At 38.6% G+C, this 15,485-nt stretch carries 18 protein-coding genes; 15 read left to right on the top strand and 3 right to left on the bottom strand.

The window, feature by feature from the left end:
• The first annotated feature begins 5 nt into the window (after nucleotides 1–5).
• From PVK63_RS18815 to PVK63_RS18790, 6 genes are all read left to right on the top strand, one after another.
• The gene (locus tag PVK63_RS18815) at nucleotides 6–311 is read left to right on the top strand and encodes a PTS sugar transporter subunit IIB (RefSeq protein WP_130047270.1); all 306 of its coding nucleotides are present in this window, start codon (nucleotides 6–8) and stop codon (nucleotides 309–311) included.
• A gap of 86 nt (nucleotides 312–397) precedes the next feature.
• Nucleotides 398–1,807, top strand: coding sequence for a glycoside hydrolase family 1 protein (locus PVK63_RS18810; protein ID WP_130088063.1), 1,410 nt, complete (start codon nucleotides 398–400; stop codon nucleotides 1,805–1,807).
• Nucleotides 1,808–1,833: 26 nt separating this feature from the next.
• A complete protein-coding gene (locus PVK63_RS18805) occupies nucleotides 1,834–2,769 on the top strand; it encodes an ROK family protein (RefSeq protein WP_130088062.1) in 936 nt (311 codons plus the stop codon).
• Between the two features lie 11 nt (nucleotides 2,770–2,780).
• Complete coding sequence (locus PVK63_RS18800) at nucleotides 2,781–3,104, top strand: PTS lactose/cellobiose transporter subunit IIA (RefSeq protein ID WP_130047267.1); 324 nt, start codon at nucleotides 2,781–2,783, stop codon at nucleotides 3,102–3,104.
• A 69-nt stretch (nucleotides 3,105–3,173) separates the two neighbouring features.
• A complete protein-coding gene (locus tag PVK63_RS18795) occupies nucleotides 3,174–4,181 on the top strand; it encodes a LacI family DNA-binding transcriptional regulator (protein ID WP_130088061.1) in 1,008 nt (335 codons plus the stop codon).
• 256 nt (nucleotides 4,182–4,437) lie between these two features.
• Nucleotides 4,438–5,718, top strand: coding sequence for a carbohydrate porin (locus PVK63_RS18790; protein ID WP_130088060.1), 1,281 nt, complete (start codon nucleotides 4,438–4,440; stop codon nucleotides 5,716–5,718).
• Nucleotides 5,719–5,787: 69 nt separating this feature from the next.
• Here the strand turns inward: PVK63_RS18790 and PVK63_RS18785 are convergent, their stop codons facing one another.
• Both PVK63_RS18785 and PVK63_RS18780 read right to left on the bottom strand, forming a co-directional pair.
• Entirely contained in the window at nucleotides 5,788–6,096 is a 309-nt protein-coding gene (locus PVK63_RS18785; RefSeq protein ID WP_130046412.1) for a DUF3301 domain-containing protein, read from the bottom strand.
• 3 nt (nucleotides 6,097–6,099) lie between these two features.
• Nucleotides 6,100–7,137, bottom strand: a complete 1,038-nt coding sequence (locus tag PVK63_RS18780) for a DUF3549 family protein (RefSeq protein ID WP_130088059.1) — start codon at nucleotides 7,135–7,137, stop codon at nucleotides 6,100–6,102.
• Between the two features lie 102 nt (nucleotides 7,138–7,239).
• On the opposite strand from PVK63_RS18780, the gene PVK63_RS18775 reads away from it, so the two are divergent.
• The gene (locus tag PVK63_RS18775; RefSeq protein ID WP_130046414.1) at nucleotides 7,240–7,554 is read left to right on the top strand and encodes a YqcC family protein; all 315 of its coding nucleotides are present in this window, start codon (nucleotides 7,240–7,242) and stop codon (nucleotides 7,552–7,554) included.
• A gap of 1 nt (nucleotide 7,555) precedes the next feature.
• Nucleotides 7,556–8,353 carry a tRNA pseudouridine(65) synthase TruC gene (gene truC / locus PVK63_RS18770; RefSeq protein ID WP_130088058.1) on the top strand — a complete coding sequence of 266 codons (798 nt, stop codon included), beginning with the start codon at nucleotides 7,556–7,558 and terminating at the stop codon, nucleotides 8,351–8,353.
• Nucleotides 8,354–8,602: 249 nt separating this feature from the next.
• Here the strand turns inward: truC and suhB are convergent, their stop codons facing one another.
• Nucleotides 8,603–9,406, bottom strand: coding sequence for an inositol-1-monophosphatase (gene suhB, locus PVK63_RS18765; RefSeq protein ID WP_130047261.1), 804 nt, complete (start codon nucleotides 9,404–9,406; stop codon nucleotides 8,603–8,605).
• A gap of 209 nt (nucleotides 9,407–9,615) precedes the next feature.
• Here suhB and trmJ point away from each other — a divergent pair, with 209 nt between their 5' ends.
• The 7 genes from trmJ (at nucleotide 9,616) to hscA (ending at nucleotide 15,484) form a co-directional block, all read left to right on the top strand.
• Nucleotides 9,616–10,353 carry a tRNA (cytosine(32)/uridine(32)-2'-O)-methyltransferase TrmJ gene (gene trmJ / locus PVK63_RS18760; protein ID WP_130046417.1) on the top strand — a complete coding sequence of 246 codons (738 nt, stop codon included), beginning with the start codon at nucleotides 9,616–9,618 and terminating at the stop codon, nucleotides 10,351–10,353.
• A gap of 95 nt (nucleotides 10,354–10,448) precedes the next feature.
• Nucleotides 10,449–10,955, top strand: a complete 507-nt coding sequence (gene iscR / locus PVK63_RS18755; RefSeq protein WP_130047260.1) for a Fe-S cluster assembly transcriptional regulator IscR — start codon at nucleotides 10,449–10,451, stop codon at nucleotides 10,953–10,955.
• Between the two features lie 31 nt (nucleotides 10,956–10,986).
• Nucleotides 10,987–12,201 carry an IscS subfamily cysteine desulfurase gene (locus PVK63_RS18750; RefSeq protein ID WP_130046419.1) on the top strand — a complete coding sequence of 405 codons (1,215 nt, stop codon included), beginning with the start codon at nucleotides 10,987–10,989 and terminating at the stop codon, nucleotides 12,199–12,201.
• Between the two features lie 32 nt (nucleotides 12,202–12,233).
• Nucleotides 12,234–12,611: a Fe-S cluster assembly scaffold IscU gene (iscU, locus tag PVK63_RS18745; RefSeq protein ID WP_045101377.1), complete on the top strand. Its 378-nt coding sequence runs from the start codon at nucleotides 12,234–12,236 to the stop codon at nucleotides 12,609–12,611.
• A 128-nt stretch (nucleotides 12,612–12,739) separates the two neighbouring features.
• Nucleotides 12,740–13,063 (top strand): iron-sulfur cluster assembly protein IscA, encoded by a 324-nt coding sequence (gene iscA, locus PVK63_RS18740; protein WP_130046420.1) that lies wholly within the window; start codon nucleotides 12,740–12,742, stop codon nucleotides 13,061–13,063.
• A gap of 15 nt (nucleotides 13,064–13,078) precedes the next feature.
• Nucleotides 13,079–13,594 carry a co-chaperone HscB gene (gene hscB, locus PVK63_RS18735; protein ID WP_130088057.1) on the top strand — a complete coding sequence of 172 codons (516 nt, stop codon included), beginning with the start codon at nucleotides 13,079–13,081 and terminating at the stop codon, nucleotides 13,592–13,594.
• Between the two features lie 39 nt (nucleotides 13,595–13,633).
• On the top strand, nucleotides 13,634–15,484 hold the full coding sequence (gene hscA / locus PVK63_RS18730) for a Fe-S protein assembly chaperone HscA (RefSeq protein ID WP_130088056.1): 1,851 nt from the start codon (nucleotides 13,634–13,636) through the stop codon (nucleotides 15,482–15,484).
• The last annotated feature ends 1 nt before the right edge of the window (nucleotide 15,485 follow it).

Raw genomic sequence — 15,485 nt, 5'->3', positions numbered from 1 at the left:
TTATTATGAAAAAGATTTTACTACTATGCGCAGCGGGCATGTCTACATCAATGGTTGTAAAAAAAATGCGTGAATCAGCAGCTCAACAAGGACTAGATATTCATATCGAAGCACATGGCGTTGAAACGATTCAAGACTATTTAGCAGAATACGATTTGTTTTTATTAGGACCGCAAATTCGTTTCAAAAAAGATGAACTTCAAAAACTGGCTGATGAAGTTAATAAGAAAGTTGAAGTCATCGATATGATGGATTACGGCATGATGAAGGGAGATAAAATCCTTAAAGATGCATTGGTGCTTTTAGGTTAATCACATTCTAGGCCTGGGTTAACTTAGGCCAAAACAAACATCAGTTGGCTACTGATTTATTAGCAGCAGTAAAGTAGGGATTCGAGATGAAATTTGCAAATGATTTTTTATTAGGCGCAGCGACCGCTTCTTACCAAATAGAAGGCGCATGGGATCAAGATGGAAAAGGCCCAACAAACTGGGATGAGTTTACTAAAATTCCAGGAAAAACGTTCGAAGGTACTAATGGTGATGTCGCTATTGACCACTATAATCGCTATAAAGAAGACATCGCATTAATGGCTGAAATGGGATTGGAATCTTATCGTTTTTCAATCTCTTGGGCTCGTATTTTCCCAAATGGCACGGGTGAAATTAACCAAAAAGGCATCGATTTTTACAATAATGTCATTGATGAATGTTTGAAATATGGCATTGTTCCTTTTGTTACTTTATATCACTGGGATTTACCTCTTACGTTAGAAAAAGAAGGTTCATGGTTAAATAAAGCCACCTGCGATGCGTATGTTGAATTTGCAAAGTTATGTTTTAACGAATTCGGTGACCGTGTTAAGCATTTCATTACCTTTAATGAAACCGTAGTGTTCTGTGCACTAGGCTATATGGCTGGCGCACATCCACCGGGGATCCAAAATGATCCTAAGAAGTACTTCCAGGCGACACACAATGTATTTTATGCGCATGCTAAAGCGGTTATTGAATATAAAAAATTAAATCAATTTGGTGAAATTGGTTTGAGTCATGTATTTAGCCCAGCGTTTGGAGTGGATGATTCAGAGGCGAGTCATTTTGCTGCAATGCATGCCAATCAATTTAGTATGAACTGGTTCTATGATCCTATTCTGCTTGGTAAATACCCTGAATACGTAGTTAAACAACTACAAGAAGAAGGCAACTTACCTGATTGGACAGATGAAGAGCTACAAACTATTTTTGAAGCGGCGCCTTTGAATGACTTTATGGGGCTGAATTACTATCAACCACAACGTGTTGAAAAAATTGAAGGTAGTGTGGCGTCTCGAACGATTACTCGTGAAAACTCAACGGGTTCACCGGGTAATCCAAGCTACGATAATGTGTACCGCACTGTAAAAATGGACGATAAAAAATACACAAAATGGGATTGGGAAATTTCACCAGAAGGTTTTGTTGCTGGGCTTGAAATGATCAAAGAGCACTATGGTCAGATCAAACTGTACATTACGGAAAATGGTTTGGGAGATGAAGACCCGATTATTGATGGTGAAGTGTGTGATATCCCACGTATCAACTTCATAAAAGATCATTTAGGCGCAGTAAAAGAAGCCGTTCGTCGAGGTGTTCATATAAAAGGGTATTACGCTTGGTCTGCGATTGACTTATTGAGCTGGTTAAATGGCTATAAAAAACAATATGGTTTTATTTATGTCGATCATCAAAATGGATTAGAGCGAAAGAAAAAAGCGTCGTTCCATTGGTTTAAAGACGTTATCGCTACCCGTGGTGAAAACATTTAACGAAAATAAAGGGAGAGGCTCGTATTATGGCAACGTATATTTCATTTGATATTGGTGGTACAGACATAAAGTTTGGCGTGTTAAATGAGCAAGGACAAGTTCTTGAGCAAGGTAAGGTAACCACTGAAACTTGCGGAGAAAAAATCATTGCCACTCTTGTCGATATAAAAGATCAGTGGTCAAAAAAGTATACGTTTGATGGTGCGGCTTTCTCTCTTCCTGGATTTGTTGATGTCAATACAGGGTATTTAAAAACGGGTGGAGCAATTGATGATTTCTACGGTTTTCAGTTTAAAAATGAATTAACTAAGAGATTATCATTACCAGTTGAACTAGAGAATGATGTTAACTGCGTGGCATTGGCTGAAAAATGGCGTGGTAAAGCGAAGAATGTTGAGAATTTTATCTGTATTACGATAGGCACAGGAATTGGTGGCGCTATTTATATCAATAATCAAATGGTTCGAGGTCATGGCTTTATGGCCGGAGAATTTGGTTATATGTTTACGAAAAATGTATTTGATATTGAAGATAAAGCAACAGCAAGTATGAGTTTTACTGCCTCAGTCAGAGAGGGGCTAAGACGTCGTTATTCTAATTTAAAAAACATTAATAGTATTGATAATATATCAGGAAAGGATGTTTTTGATCTCGCATCAACAGGTGATAAAGTTGCAATAAGAGTAATTGATGACTTTTATAATAATATTGCTATCGGTTTATATAATCTTACGTTTATTTTAAATCCAGAGAAAATAATTATTGGCGGAGCAATTAGTAGTCGAGAAGATTTAATCTTTAATATTGAAGATAAATTTAATCAAATAATTAAAAGCCAAGGTTCAATTAATGATTTTAATGTTAAAGAGTTAGTTTCGATTGAAAAAAGTACTTTCAATAATGACAGTGGTTTAATCGGTGCAGTATATCACTTTTTAATAATGCAAAATAAATTTAAATAGGAATAGATACTATGTTAGTTGGTGAAGAGTTAGAAACCACAGTAATGGAACTTATTATTAATGCGGGTGAATCTAAGTCATGCGCAATGGAAGCATTACGAGCGGCTAAAACCGGTGAGTGGGATAAAGTTGATGATCTTTTAAAGCAGTCGGCAGAGGCATCAAAAAGAGCACATGACGTACAAACACAACTTATCGGTATGGATGAGGGAGAAGGAAAAGTACCGGTTAATTTAATTATGGTGCATGCCCAAGACCACATTATGACCTCAATGCTTGCCAAAGAGATGATTCAAGAGTTAATTGAGATCCATCGCGCATTGCAGAATAAATAATAACGTGTATTTAGCGTAATAACTTAGCTATTATTACGCTAATTTCAAATACCTATTTTTGAGGGAACAATGGCAACAATCAATGACGTATGTAAGCTTGCTGGTGTTTCTAAAGCAACCGTTTCTCGAGTAATGAATGGGAAAGGGCCAGTAAAAGAAGAAACAAAAAAACTGATTTTTGATGCAATGGAAACATTGAACTATAAACCGAGTCTAGTGGCTCAAGCATTGGCAACAAATAGTTCGAATAGTATTGGTCTTATTGTGTCGTTCTTTGATGGTTATTATTTTGGTATTTTACTCAAAGAAGCGACAAGAATTGCAGAAGAATCGGGAAAGCAATTAATCGTCACTGATGGTCATAACCAACTTGAAACTGAAATTGAAGCCATTAATTCATTAGTCGCAAGAAAATGCGATGCTATTTTAATTTATAGTCGTACTATGACGGCTGATGATTATTGCGAAATTCAGAAAAAATTGCCTATCCCACTTGTTGTTATTAATCGAACGCTACCTGATGGGTTAGGGCATGCAGTGGCTTTTGACCAATATGATGCAAGCCAAATGGCTATTGAGCATCTTGTTGAATCAGGGCATAAAAATATTGCAATTATCACTCTTAATATGGGTTCAAGTACCGGTCAAATTCGTTTGAAAGGTGCGAAAGAAACGCTCGAAAAGTATGGTATTGCTTACGATGATAACTTAACTATTATAAAAGATGGTAAGTTAGAAGATGGGTATCAAGCGTGTAAAGAGTTACTTAAGCGCTCGCAAGATATTACTGCTATTTTTTGTTTTAATGATCATTTAGCTTTAGGGGCAATTAAAGCATTAAAAGAGTTAAATATTCGTGTTCCTGAGGATATTTCAATTGTTGGAATAGATAATGATGAGATCTCTGCATTTTTATCTCCTGCATTAACAACGATTAATATTCCAATTCAAAAAATCACACAGTTAGCAATGGATAAAGCATTAAGATTAATTTCTGATAAAGAAGTAAAAGCAACCACTGAGATCTTAAAAGGTAATTTAATCATTCGTGAGTCTACAAAAAATATAATTAAATAATTTATCATTTTTAAAAGCATCAATAATTTGATGCTTTTAATTTTATCCATTGAAAATAAACTCATTTAAAACCTAAAAATAAAATATATATAAATATAAAACGTGCGTGATCAGCTTAATATTTAATGCTTATAAGTATTGAATGAGTGCAATATAAAGGTCAATAATTTAATTAGTTCATGAGTAAGTCGTAAATATAATTCGATAATATTCGTGAGTAATTTAATTTGCTGTTTTACTATTTTAAGGAATTATAATGAAATTATTACCTGTTGCTCTGGCTGTTACGGCGACTCTATCTTCATTTTCTATTTTTGCGGAAACAGATCCACTGGATAATATCCAATTAGATGATCAACAACCACTCGTTATTTCTCCTCAAACTGATATTCCTGATGGGATTGTTTTTTCTGGATATGCTCGTTATGGCTTTCATTTTTCAGATGATGTTGAAAAGTATGTATCTGCCGATGGCCAATTGATTGGTAATGCTGCTGGTCGTTTAGGTAATGAAGGCAATGGCGGTGAGTTTCAGTTTGCGAAAGGATTCGTCTCTAATAATGGCACTATTTGGGATGTTGTTGTCATGTTAGAGCATTGGGGTGATGAGGTTGGTTTGAAGAAATTCTATGCGGGGGCGACGAATGTCTTTGAATCTCAACCTAATGCCTATATTTGGGCTGGTCGAGATTTCCATAACCGACCACAAACGGGCTTGAACGATTATTTCTGGATGATGAATGATTCTCAAGGTGCAGGTATTAAAAACCTTGAATTTGGTAATGTGAAATTTGATATGGCTGCGGTAGCACAAGTCGTTGATGGTGGTGGCACTGGTGACAGTGGTAATTATGCAATTACATCTAAATTACATGGAATTAATTTAACGGATGCATTAGATCTTTCTTTCTATGCTAACTATGGTTTTTCCTCTAAAAATACTGAAAAAAATCGAGAAGATGATACAACCTGTAAAGGTGTAGATAGAAATGGCACTTGTTATGTAGATGATATTGACTCGTACCAACTGGCGCTTGAGTTAAACCATAGTGTTGGAATGATGAGTAATAAGTTTGTGACTCGCTATGGTAATAACGCTGATAACAATATTTTTAATAAAACAGAAGACTTATCGACGTTGTTAGTGCAGTTAGAAGGTAAGTTAGTAATGAGCAATCAAACTAATATTGAATATCTAGTTGGTTATCAATCATTAGAAGATAAAAATGCGAGTCAAGATGACCGAGCTAACTACAGTGCCATTGTGCGTCCTACTTATGCATGGAACAATATTCATTCTACATGGTTAGAGGCAGGTTATTCATTGGTTGATTTTGATAACCAAAGCGGACAAAACGATGCTTGGAAAGTGACGTTATCTCAAAATATTAGTTTCGATATGGACTCTGGTGCACGCCCAATGCTGAGATTTTATGCAACGGTTGGAGATTCGAACACCGAAGTGGATTTAACTCGTGGAGAAACGGGTAAACAAGATACCTTTGCTGTTGGTGCTATGTGGGAAGCGTGGTGGTAAGAATACCGATATTTTAAAATAAGGGGGGAATTGAGCAGGCTGCAATACTGAGGGCCTGCTCAGTTTTCGTTAATATTCTTCAGCCATTCGATAAGGAGGTAAATTAAACTTTGCAGCCTTAAAGCCTACCATGATCAATTTGCCTGTGTAGTGATCATCACCAATAGAAGAAAATTCAAATTCATACATGGTATATAACTGTTTCTTACCACTTGGTAAGCGAAATCCATACGATCCTCTTGCGACACTTAGTAGCTGCAATTCCATTTTTTTACAGTAATGCTGAATGGCTTGATGCGCGTATTCTGATTGTCTTCTTTGTTGCCAAAAAAGAAAACAGAAAAGCGTTAATGCCAATATCGCAAGTAGATTATCCATATCTTAACTCTTCGTGGTTTGCTGTAATTTTAATAAAGCGTCTGCAAGTTTAGGGTCCGCTTCTCCATGAAGGATCTGAAGCATGCACATACGAAGCTTCGGTTGCATTACTAAGTCAGCAAACAATTGATTAAACAGTTGTTGATCACCTGTTTGAGCTAATCGCAATAAGAAAAGATTAGCAATAGAAAGCTCCTCTAATCCACTCCAGCAACGACCAGCAATGGCGACGAGCACTTCAGGGTGGCTCAAGCGTTCACTAGATAAAATCAAAGTCAGTGCTTCAGTTAAGGTATTTTTATCTGCACCAGAAAGCGCACGAATATGTGCAGATAGTAGAAACAGATCAGATTCTTTGTTATTACATAGATCTTGGATTATCTCTAATTGCTTTCGTGCTAATTTTTCAGGTAAATTAATGTGTTCTAAGCAGCCTAATGTAGCGTATAAAACCGTGGTCGGTAAATGAGACAGTGCTTTGCGCAGTGCGGTACTGTTATTGTCTTTATCTACATTAGCACATACATCAGCTAACCCTTGCATTCCCACAAATTGCCAGTTATCCCAACCATTATTACCGGAAAGGTAGGTTTTAGCATGTTCATAATACTGACTCATTGGCTGTGATAATTCAGTGCGTAATACACTATGAAACATCGCCATTTTGTCGTCTTTTGGTTTGAATGTATAAGGGTTATTTGACAGTTTTTGTTGTTGCTCTTCGTTTAAATCGCCACTTAGTGAAACCCCAATCGCTTCGATGACGTATTTAATGAAATTACCGATATCTGCTTGCTGCAGTAAGCTTCGCTCATCTAAAGGAAGTTTTAAAAACCAAATCCAAGGTTGTTTAGCCTCATTCCAATAAGCAATAGCTAAATGAGCATGACGCTGTAGCGGAAAAGGATAAGGTTGCTGCCCAGCTTCTATAGATTCAAATTGTTTATTTGATATAGGTTGAACACGGCGACCTAAGTCATAAATCGTGTATTCACAATTTGATTGTTGTATAAGTTGGCTAAGCGTATAAATCTGATCCATGATATGTCTTATTCTATGGGTAATGTCGTGATTATACCCAAGCCTTGATAAGATGGTATCCTTTGTCATTAAAAGTATCAGAGAGTGCGAGTTTTATCGGATATGACGACATCGTTAGAATTATCAACATTATTAGAGCGGTTAGCTCAGCAATTAGAGCATTATGGGCATTGGCAACTTACGTCACCATCCATAGCCGATTTATCAAGTACTGAGCCATTTGCTATTGATACTTTGTCTGCATCAGAGTGGTTACAGTGGATTTTTATCCCTAAAATGAATTATCTAATTGAGAATGGACAACCAACACCAAAAGGATTCTCAATTGCGCCTTATATTGAAGAAGCATTAAAAGAGATAGAAGGGTATAACGAGATTGTACGCTTATGTCATGCCATTGATGCATTAGGTAAATGAAGTGAATACAGAAGAAAATATCGCAGTGAATGGCGAATTATTAGAAGAACATGTCGAGCCAATAGAGCTTGAAATTGTGTATCGTGATGAACATTTAATTGCGATTAATAAACCTGCAGGAATGTTAGTACACCGTTCGTGGCTGGATAAACATGAAACGGTATTTGCGATGCAGACATTACGCGATCAGATTGGTCAGCATGTCTTTCCGTTACATCGTTTAGATAGACCAACATCAGGAATATTATTCTTTGCTTTATCAAGTGAGATTGCGGCACAAGTATCTCCGCTTTTTGCAAGCAGAGAAATAAAGAAAACCTATCATGCGATTGTTCGTGGCTGGATAGAAGAAGCAGATACGCTTGATTATCCTCTTAAAAAAGAGTTGGATAAAATTGCCGATAAAAAAGCCTCAAAAGAAGTGGAAGCGAAGGAAGCTGTAACGGAATACAAACCATTAGCTAAAGTAGAGCTGCCTTATTCAACGGGTAAATTTCCAACCAGCCGTTATTGTTTAATGGAGCTTAAGCCTCATACGGGGAGAAAGCATCAGCTTCGTCGTCATATGGCTCATTTACGTCATCCTATCGTAGGTGACACGAGTCATGGTGATGGCAAGCATAATCGATTGTTCAAAGAGAATTTGGATAGCCACCGTTTGTTATTACATGCATCAGAGCTGAGTTTTACTCATCCAATTACTAGTGAAAATATAGTAATAAAAGCAAACGTTGATGAAACGTGGCAGAGATTAATGGCCGAGTTTGGTTGGGATGTTGAGTTATACCAATCTACATAAATATTTGATCATTCTTGCTTGTTAAAATCGATTATATCTGCGTTATAAATTTTGTAATTAGATCCACTAGTTACTGTAATTTATGCCTTGCTATAATCGATTTTTCCTACGCAATTATCTGAACAACTACTTATCCAGAATGGTATTATAGCTAATTACGTTACAGGCAATAAAAAAGGGAAGTGAGATAAACTCACTTCCCTTTTTTTAATTAAGATTTTTAATTCAAATCTTGATAATCAATTAAGATTATTTAGCCATTGCTTCGCTGCCGTTTTCACGGATTTTCTTAAGCATAGACTTAACAACACGTGGGCTACCAGCAACTAGGCCGCCAGTCTTCATGTATTCAGTGTTGCCAGAGAAGTCAGTACAGATAACGCCAGATTCACGAGCGATTAGATCTGCTGCAGCCATCTCCCAAGGCTTAAGGCCAAGAGCGAAGAAACCGTCAATGCGAGCTGCCGCTAGGTAACATAAATCTAGAGAAGGACAGCCAGAGCTACGGATATCAGAACATTCAACAAACATCGCGCCTAGTACTTTTGAGTAGCTTTCAACGTGTTGTTTTTGACGGTAAGGAAGACCCGTTGCAAGAATTGTCTCGTTCATGTCTTTTAATTCTTTAACACGAATACGTTGGTTGTTGCGTTGAGCACCAGCACCACGTTGAGCAGTGAATAATTCATTACGGATTGGATCGTATACACAAGCCACTTCTGTACGGCCTTTAATGCGAACTGCCATAGAGATAGAGAAGTGTGGAATACCTTTTACGAAGTTAGTCGTGCCATCTAATGGGTCAATGATCCATTGAACGTCAGCGTCTTTGCCTTCGATTAGGCCAGACTCTTCAGAAATGATGCTGTGATCAGGGTAAGATTTCTTGATCATATCAACAAGCATATATTGAGCATCGTTTTCGATGTTCGTAATAAACTCGTTATTGCCTTTTTTTGTTGTTTCAATTTTGTCAGCTTGCTCAAAAGATTTAGCAACAAAGTCACCGGCTTTACGCGCAGTACGTATAGCAATATTTAGCATTGGATGCATAGTTATATCCCAAAAGATGTTAAAGAACAGAAATCGGCCGCGAGTATACACAAACTAATTATTAAAAGGAAGCGTTTATTTTTTGTTCAGTTGATGTCTTTATTATAAAAAAAGCGAGTTAAGGTTAAAAATCTCGGACATATAAAGAAGCAAGGTAGATTGCTTTATGGTAGTATCCGGCGGCTCTTTTCATCAGATGGAAAAATAACATGTTAGATAAAATTCGTATTGTCCTTGTTGGCACTAGTCACTCAGGAAACATTGGTTCAGCAGCTCGTGCAATGAAAGTGATGGGCTTAACTAATATGGTATTAGTGGCTCCTGAATGTGAAGTTGACGGCCAAGCTATTGCATTAGCAGCAGGCGCAAGTGATATTGCGAATAACGCACGCATAGTTAATACATTAGATGAGGCGATTTCTGATTGCGGTTTAGTGATTGGTTCAAGTGCGCGTTCAAGAACACTTGAGTGGCCAATGCTTGAGCCAAGAGAAGCTGGTGTAAAAGCTATTGAGGAAGCGCCATCGCACCCAATTGCCTTTATTTTTGGCCGAGAAAGAGTAGGGCTGACTAACGAAGAGCTACAGAAATGTCATTTCCATGTATGCATTCCAGCGAATCCTGAATACAGTTCATTAAATTTAGCAATGGCTGTTCAAACTATCAGTTATGAAGCTCGCGTGGCTTGGTTAGATAGCCAGGCTTACAAAGGTGAATCACAAGAATCGGAATACCCTTTAAACTTCGAACTAGAATTATTTTATGAGCACCTTGAAAAAGTGATGACGGATACCGACTTTATTAATAAGGCGCATCCGGGTCAGGTGATGAATAAAATGCGTCGAATGTTTAACCGTTGCCGACCTGAAACGCATGAATTGCGTACCTTACGTGGGATTTTAACCGCGGTAGAAAGAAGCATAAAAGACGAAAATATAAGCAAATAATAATACCTGACCAAAATAGTCGGATAAATACTTGACCAAAACAGTCAGGTATGGGAGACTCATTCCATACGAATAGTGTGGATATGAGGTGACGTATGAAATTAACTTCGAAAGGAAGATATGCAGTAACAGCAATGCTAGACGTTGCACTGCATGCGCAAGAAGGGCCTGTGCCACTTGCAGATATCTCGGAGCGACAAGGGATTTCATTATCTTACCTTGAGCAGTTATTCTCTCGATTACGTAAAGCCGGTTTAGTTGCCAGCGTAAGAGGTCCAGGCGGTGGCTATCGCTTAGGATTAAAACCTGAAGAAATTGCGGTTGGAATGGTTATTTCAGCAGTTGATGAATCGGTTGATGCAACTAAATGCCATGGTAAAGAAGGCTGTCAAGGTGGGACGCGTTGTTTAACGCACACACTATGGCGTGACTTAAGCTCACGCATCAGTAGCTTTTTAGATGGAATAACACTTGGTGAACTCATGATAGATAATGAAGTTCAACAAGTATCAGATAGACAAAACATCGATGCAGCCTTAAATCATGGGCTAGTAACGAGTTCAAAATTAACAAATTCTGTGGGTGTTAATGTCCGCCTTTGACGGTCAAACGTCTGTATTATCGGAGATGAAAATGAAACTGCCAATTTACTTTGATTATTCGGCTACGTGTCCTGTTGATGAGCGTGTAGCGAATAAAATGGTTCAACATATGACAATGGATGGATGCTTTGGTAACCCAGCATCACGTTCACACCGTTACGGCTGGCAGGCTGAAGAAGCGGTAGATACAGCTCGTGATAATATTGCGGCTTTATTGAATGCCGATCCACGTGAGATCGTATTTACATCTGGCGCTACAGAATCAGATAACCTTGCAATTAAAGGCGCTGCGCATTTCTATAACAAGAAAGGCAAACATGTCATTACTTGTAAGACAGAGCATAAAGCGGTTCTTGATCCATGCCGTCAGCTTGAGCGTGAAGGTTATGAGGTGACTTACCTTGAGCCAGAATCAAACGGTATTGTTGATTTAGCAAAATTAGAAGCTGCGATGCGTGAAGATACCGTGCTTGTTTCTATCATGCATGTAAACAATGAAATCGGTGTGATTCAAGACATCACTGCGATTGGTGAACTGTGTCGTTCACGTAAGATTATTTTCCATGTTGATGCGGCGCAATCAGCGGGTAAAATCCCTCTTGATGTACAAGAAATGAAAGTGGATTTAATCTCACTGTCAGCACATAAAGTATATGGTCCTAAAGGTATTGGTGCATTATACGTACGTCGTAAACCACGCATTCGTTTAGAAGCGCAAATGCATGGTGGTGGTCATGAACGTGGTTTCCGTTCTGGTACATTAGCAACGCATCAAATTGTGGGTATGGGTGAAGCATTCCGTATCGCAAAAGAAGATATGCAAAAAGATTATGACCATTGTTTAGCGATGCGCGATCGTCTGCTTGATGGCGTTAAAGATATGGAAGCGGTACACATTAATGGTGATTTAGACCAGCGTGTACCACATAACTTAAATATCAGTTTCGAGTTTGTTGAAGGTGAATCACTGTTAATGGCACTGAAAGACTTAGCGGTTTCTTCAGGTTCAGCGTGTACATCAGCAAGCCTTGAGCCATCGTATGTATTACGTGCGTTAGGTTTAAATGATGAATTAGCACACAGCTCGATTCGTTTCTCATTTGGTCGTTATACGACAGAAGAAGAAATTGATCACGCTATTGCACAAATCAGCCAAGCAGTAAACAAACTGCGTGATATGTCTCCATTATGGGATATGTACAAAGAAGGCATCGACTTAAACACGGTTGAGTGGGCACACCACTAACACGGACGTTCCAGAATTTAGAGGTATTTATCATGGCTTATAGCGAAAAAGTAATCGATCACTACGAAAATCCACGTAACGTAGGTTCATTTGAAAAAGATGATCCGTCAGTAGGTAGCGGTATGGTTGGTGCTCCTGCTTGTGGTGACGTAATGAAGTTGCAAATCAAAGTGTCTCCTGAAGGCATCATTGAAGATGCAAAATTCAAGACATATGGTTGTGGTTCAGCAATCGCGTCAAGCTCACTGGTTACCGAGTGGGTTAAGGGTAAAACTCTTGACGAAGCTGCAGCACTTAAAAATGCTGAAATTGCAGAAGAACTTGAACTTCCACCTGTAAAAGTTCACTGTTCAATCTTAGCGGAAGATGCGATTAAAGCGGCGGTATCTGATTACCGTAACAAGCACTAAGATTACAGTTGTTTTATAAAGCGTCAATTTGTACTTATAGGTACAAATACGGCGCTTTATTATTAAATTAAGTCATTATTTACTAATGACCTCCATGACCACAAAACAAATATAGTAAAGGTTGTAGTATGGCCATCTCAGTAACCGAATCTGCGGCAAACCGTGTACAAACATTTCTTGAAAGCCGAGGAAAAGGCATTGGTTTACGTTTAGGCGTAAGAACCTCTGGTTGCTCTGGTATGGCATATATTCTTGAATTTGTTGATGAACTAAATGAAGAAGACCAAGTGTTTGAAGAGTTTGGTGTAAAGATCATCATTGATCCTAAAAGCTTAGCTTATATGGATGGCACAGAATTAGACTTTGCAAAAGAAGGTCTAAATGAAGGATTCAAGTTCAACAATCCAAACGTAAAAAGTGAATGTGGATGTGGTGAAAGTTTCAACGTATAGAGCATCACGTTAACTATGAACTATTTTGAATTATTTGGGCTACCAAACCAGTTTCAACTGGATGGTAGCCTTCTTTCTCTTCAATTCCGAGAATTACAAAAGCGTTTTCATCCTGATAACTTCGCGACCGCTTCTGAGCGTGACCGTTTGCTTTCTATTCAAAAAGCAGCGCAAATCAACGATGCTTATCAAACGCTTAAAAACCCCGTCACTCGTGCAGAGTACATGCTATCAGAGCGAGGTCATGATATTCGTGGTGAGCAAACCACAATGCAAGATCCTGTGTTTTTGATGCAACAGATGGAGCTTCGTGAGGAGTTAGAATCGTTACCATCAAGCTCTGATCCTGAAAGTGCATTGTTTGATTTTGCTGAGAACGTATCAGTTATGCGTAAAGAGCAATTAGGGCTATTGCAGCAGCAATTAGAGAGTGAAATTTGGCAAGAAGCCGCTCAAAGTGTACGAAAGCTGAAGTTTATTGATAAACTGAATCACGAAGTCGAACAGTTAGAAGACAAATTATTAGGTTAACCCAATAAAGGTTAATTGAAATAGACGAAGGATATTTTCATGTTACTACAAATTGCTGAACCAGGACAAAGTGCTGCACCACACCAACATAAATTGGCGGTGGGTATTGATTTAGGTACGACTAATTCTCTGGTTGCTTCAGTTCGAAGTGGTGAAGCGAAGACATTACCAGACTTGAAAGGTAATGTGATCCTGCCATCAGTTGTACAGTATCAAGACAATAAGATTTGTGTTGGTGCTAATGCGTATTCATCAGCTGCTTCTGATCCTCAAAATACCATTATTTCAGTAAAACGACTGATGGGCCGTTCATTAAAAGATATTCAAGCTCGCTACCCTGATTTACCTTATCAATTTACTGAAAGTGAAAATGGTTTACCCGTTATTCAAACTGCTCAAGGTGAGGTTAATCCTGTTCAAGTTTCTGCAGAGATCTTAAAGTCTCTTTCTCGTCGAGCAAAAGAGACATTAGGTGATGAGTTGGAAGGTGTGGTTATTACCGTTCCTGCTTACTTTGATGATGCGCAACGTGCGGGTACTAAAGATGCAGCGACATTAGCTGGTTTAAATGTTCTTCGTCTATTAAATGAACCAACAGCTGCAGCAATTGCATATGGTTTAGATTCAGGCCAAGAAGGTGTTATTGCTGTTTATGATCTGGGTGGCGGTACGTTCGATATTTCAATCTTGCGCTTGTCTAAAGGCGTATTTGAAGTATTAGCAACCGGTGGTGATTCTGCACTTGGTGGTGATGACTTTGATCATGCTATTGCGAATTGGATTAAAGATCAGGCCGGAGTAAGTACCCCCCTTTCTAAACAAGAACAGCGTGAGTTATTGACGTTAGCAACAGAAACTAAAGTGGCGCTCTCTGATGCTGAGTCGGCAGATATTTCTTTTAAAGAGTGGTCAGGCACTCTTGTTGTTACTGAATTTAATCAGTTGATTCAGCCTTTAGTTAAGAAAACATTAATGGCGTGTCGTCGTGCATTAAAAGACGCTGATATTACCGCAGAAGATGTTATGGAAGTGGTGATGGTTGGTGGCTCAACGCGGACTCCATTTGTACGTACATCTATTGGTGACTACTTCAATAAAACCCCATTAACCAGTATCGACCCTGATCAAGTAGTAGCCATTGGTGCTGCTATTCAAGCAGATATTTTAGTGGGTAATAAACCAGACGCAGAAATGCTGTTGCTTGATGTGATCCCACTGTCTCTTGGTATCGAAACCATGGGTGGTTTGGTTGAAAAGATCATTCCACGTAATACCACGATCCCAGTAGCGAAAGCACAAGAGTTTACCACCTTTAAAGATGGTCAAACGGGCATGATGGTTCATGTTGTTCAAGGTGAACGTGAGATGGTAGAAGATGGTCGCTCACTTGCTCGCTTCTCATTAAAAGGTATTCCGCCGATGACTGCGGGTGCTGCACATATTCGAGTGACTTATCAAGTTGATGCTGATGGGCTTTTATCTGTTACCGCAATGGAAAAAAGCACTGGCGTTCAATCTCATATCCAAGTTAAACCTTCTTATGGCTTAAGCGATGATGAAGTCGCAAATATGTTGAAAGACTCGATGACATTCGCTAAAGAAGATATGCAAGCGAGAGCATTAGCAGAGCAACAGGTAGAAGCCGATCGTGTTATTGAAGGGTTGGTTGTTGCTTTGAATAGTGATGGTGATGCATTGTTATCAAAAGAAGAACAAACAGAAATTTTAAAAGCAATTGAGGCGTTAATCGTCGTACGTCAAGGTACAGATACGCAAGCAATTGAAGATGGAATAAAACAAGCTGATGCAGCAAGCCAAGAGTTTGCCGCGCGCCGAATGGATGCCTCTATTCGCGCTGCATTGGCCGGTCAATCTATTGATGAGGTATAGA

Origin of the sequence: Aliivibrio sp. S2TY2 (assembly GCF_028765525.1) — a bacterium.
Classification (GTDB): Bacteria; Pseudomonadota; Gammaproteobacteria; order Enterobacterales; family Vibrionaceae; genus Aliivibrio; species Aliivibrio finisterrensis_A.
This window is presented reverse-complemented; position numbering and strand designations above follow the sequence as displayed.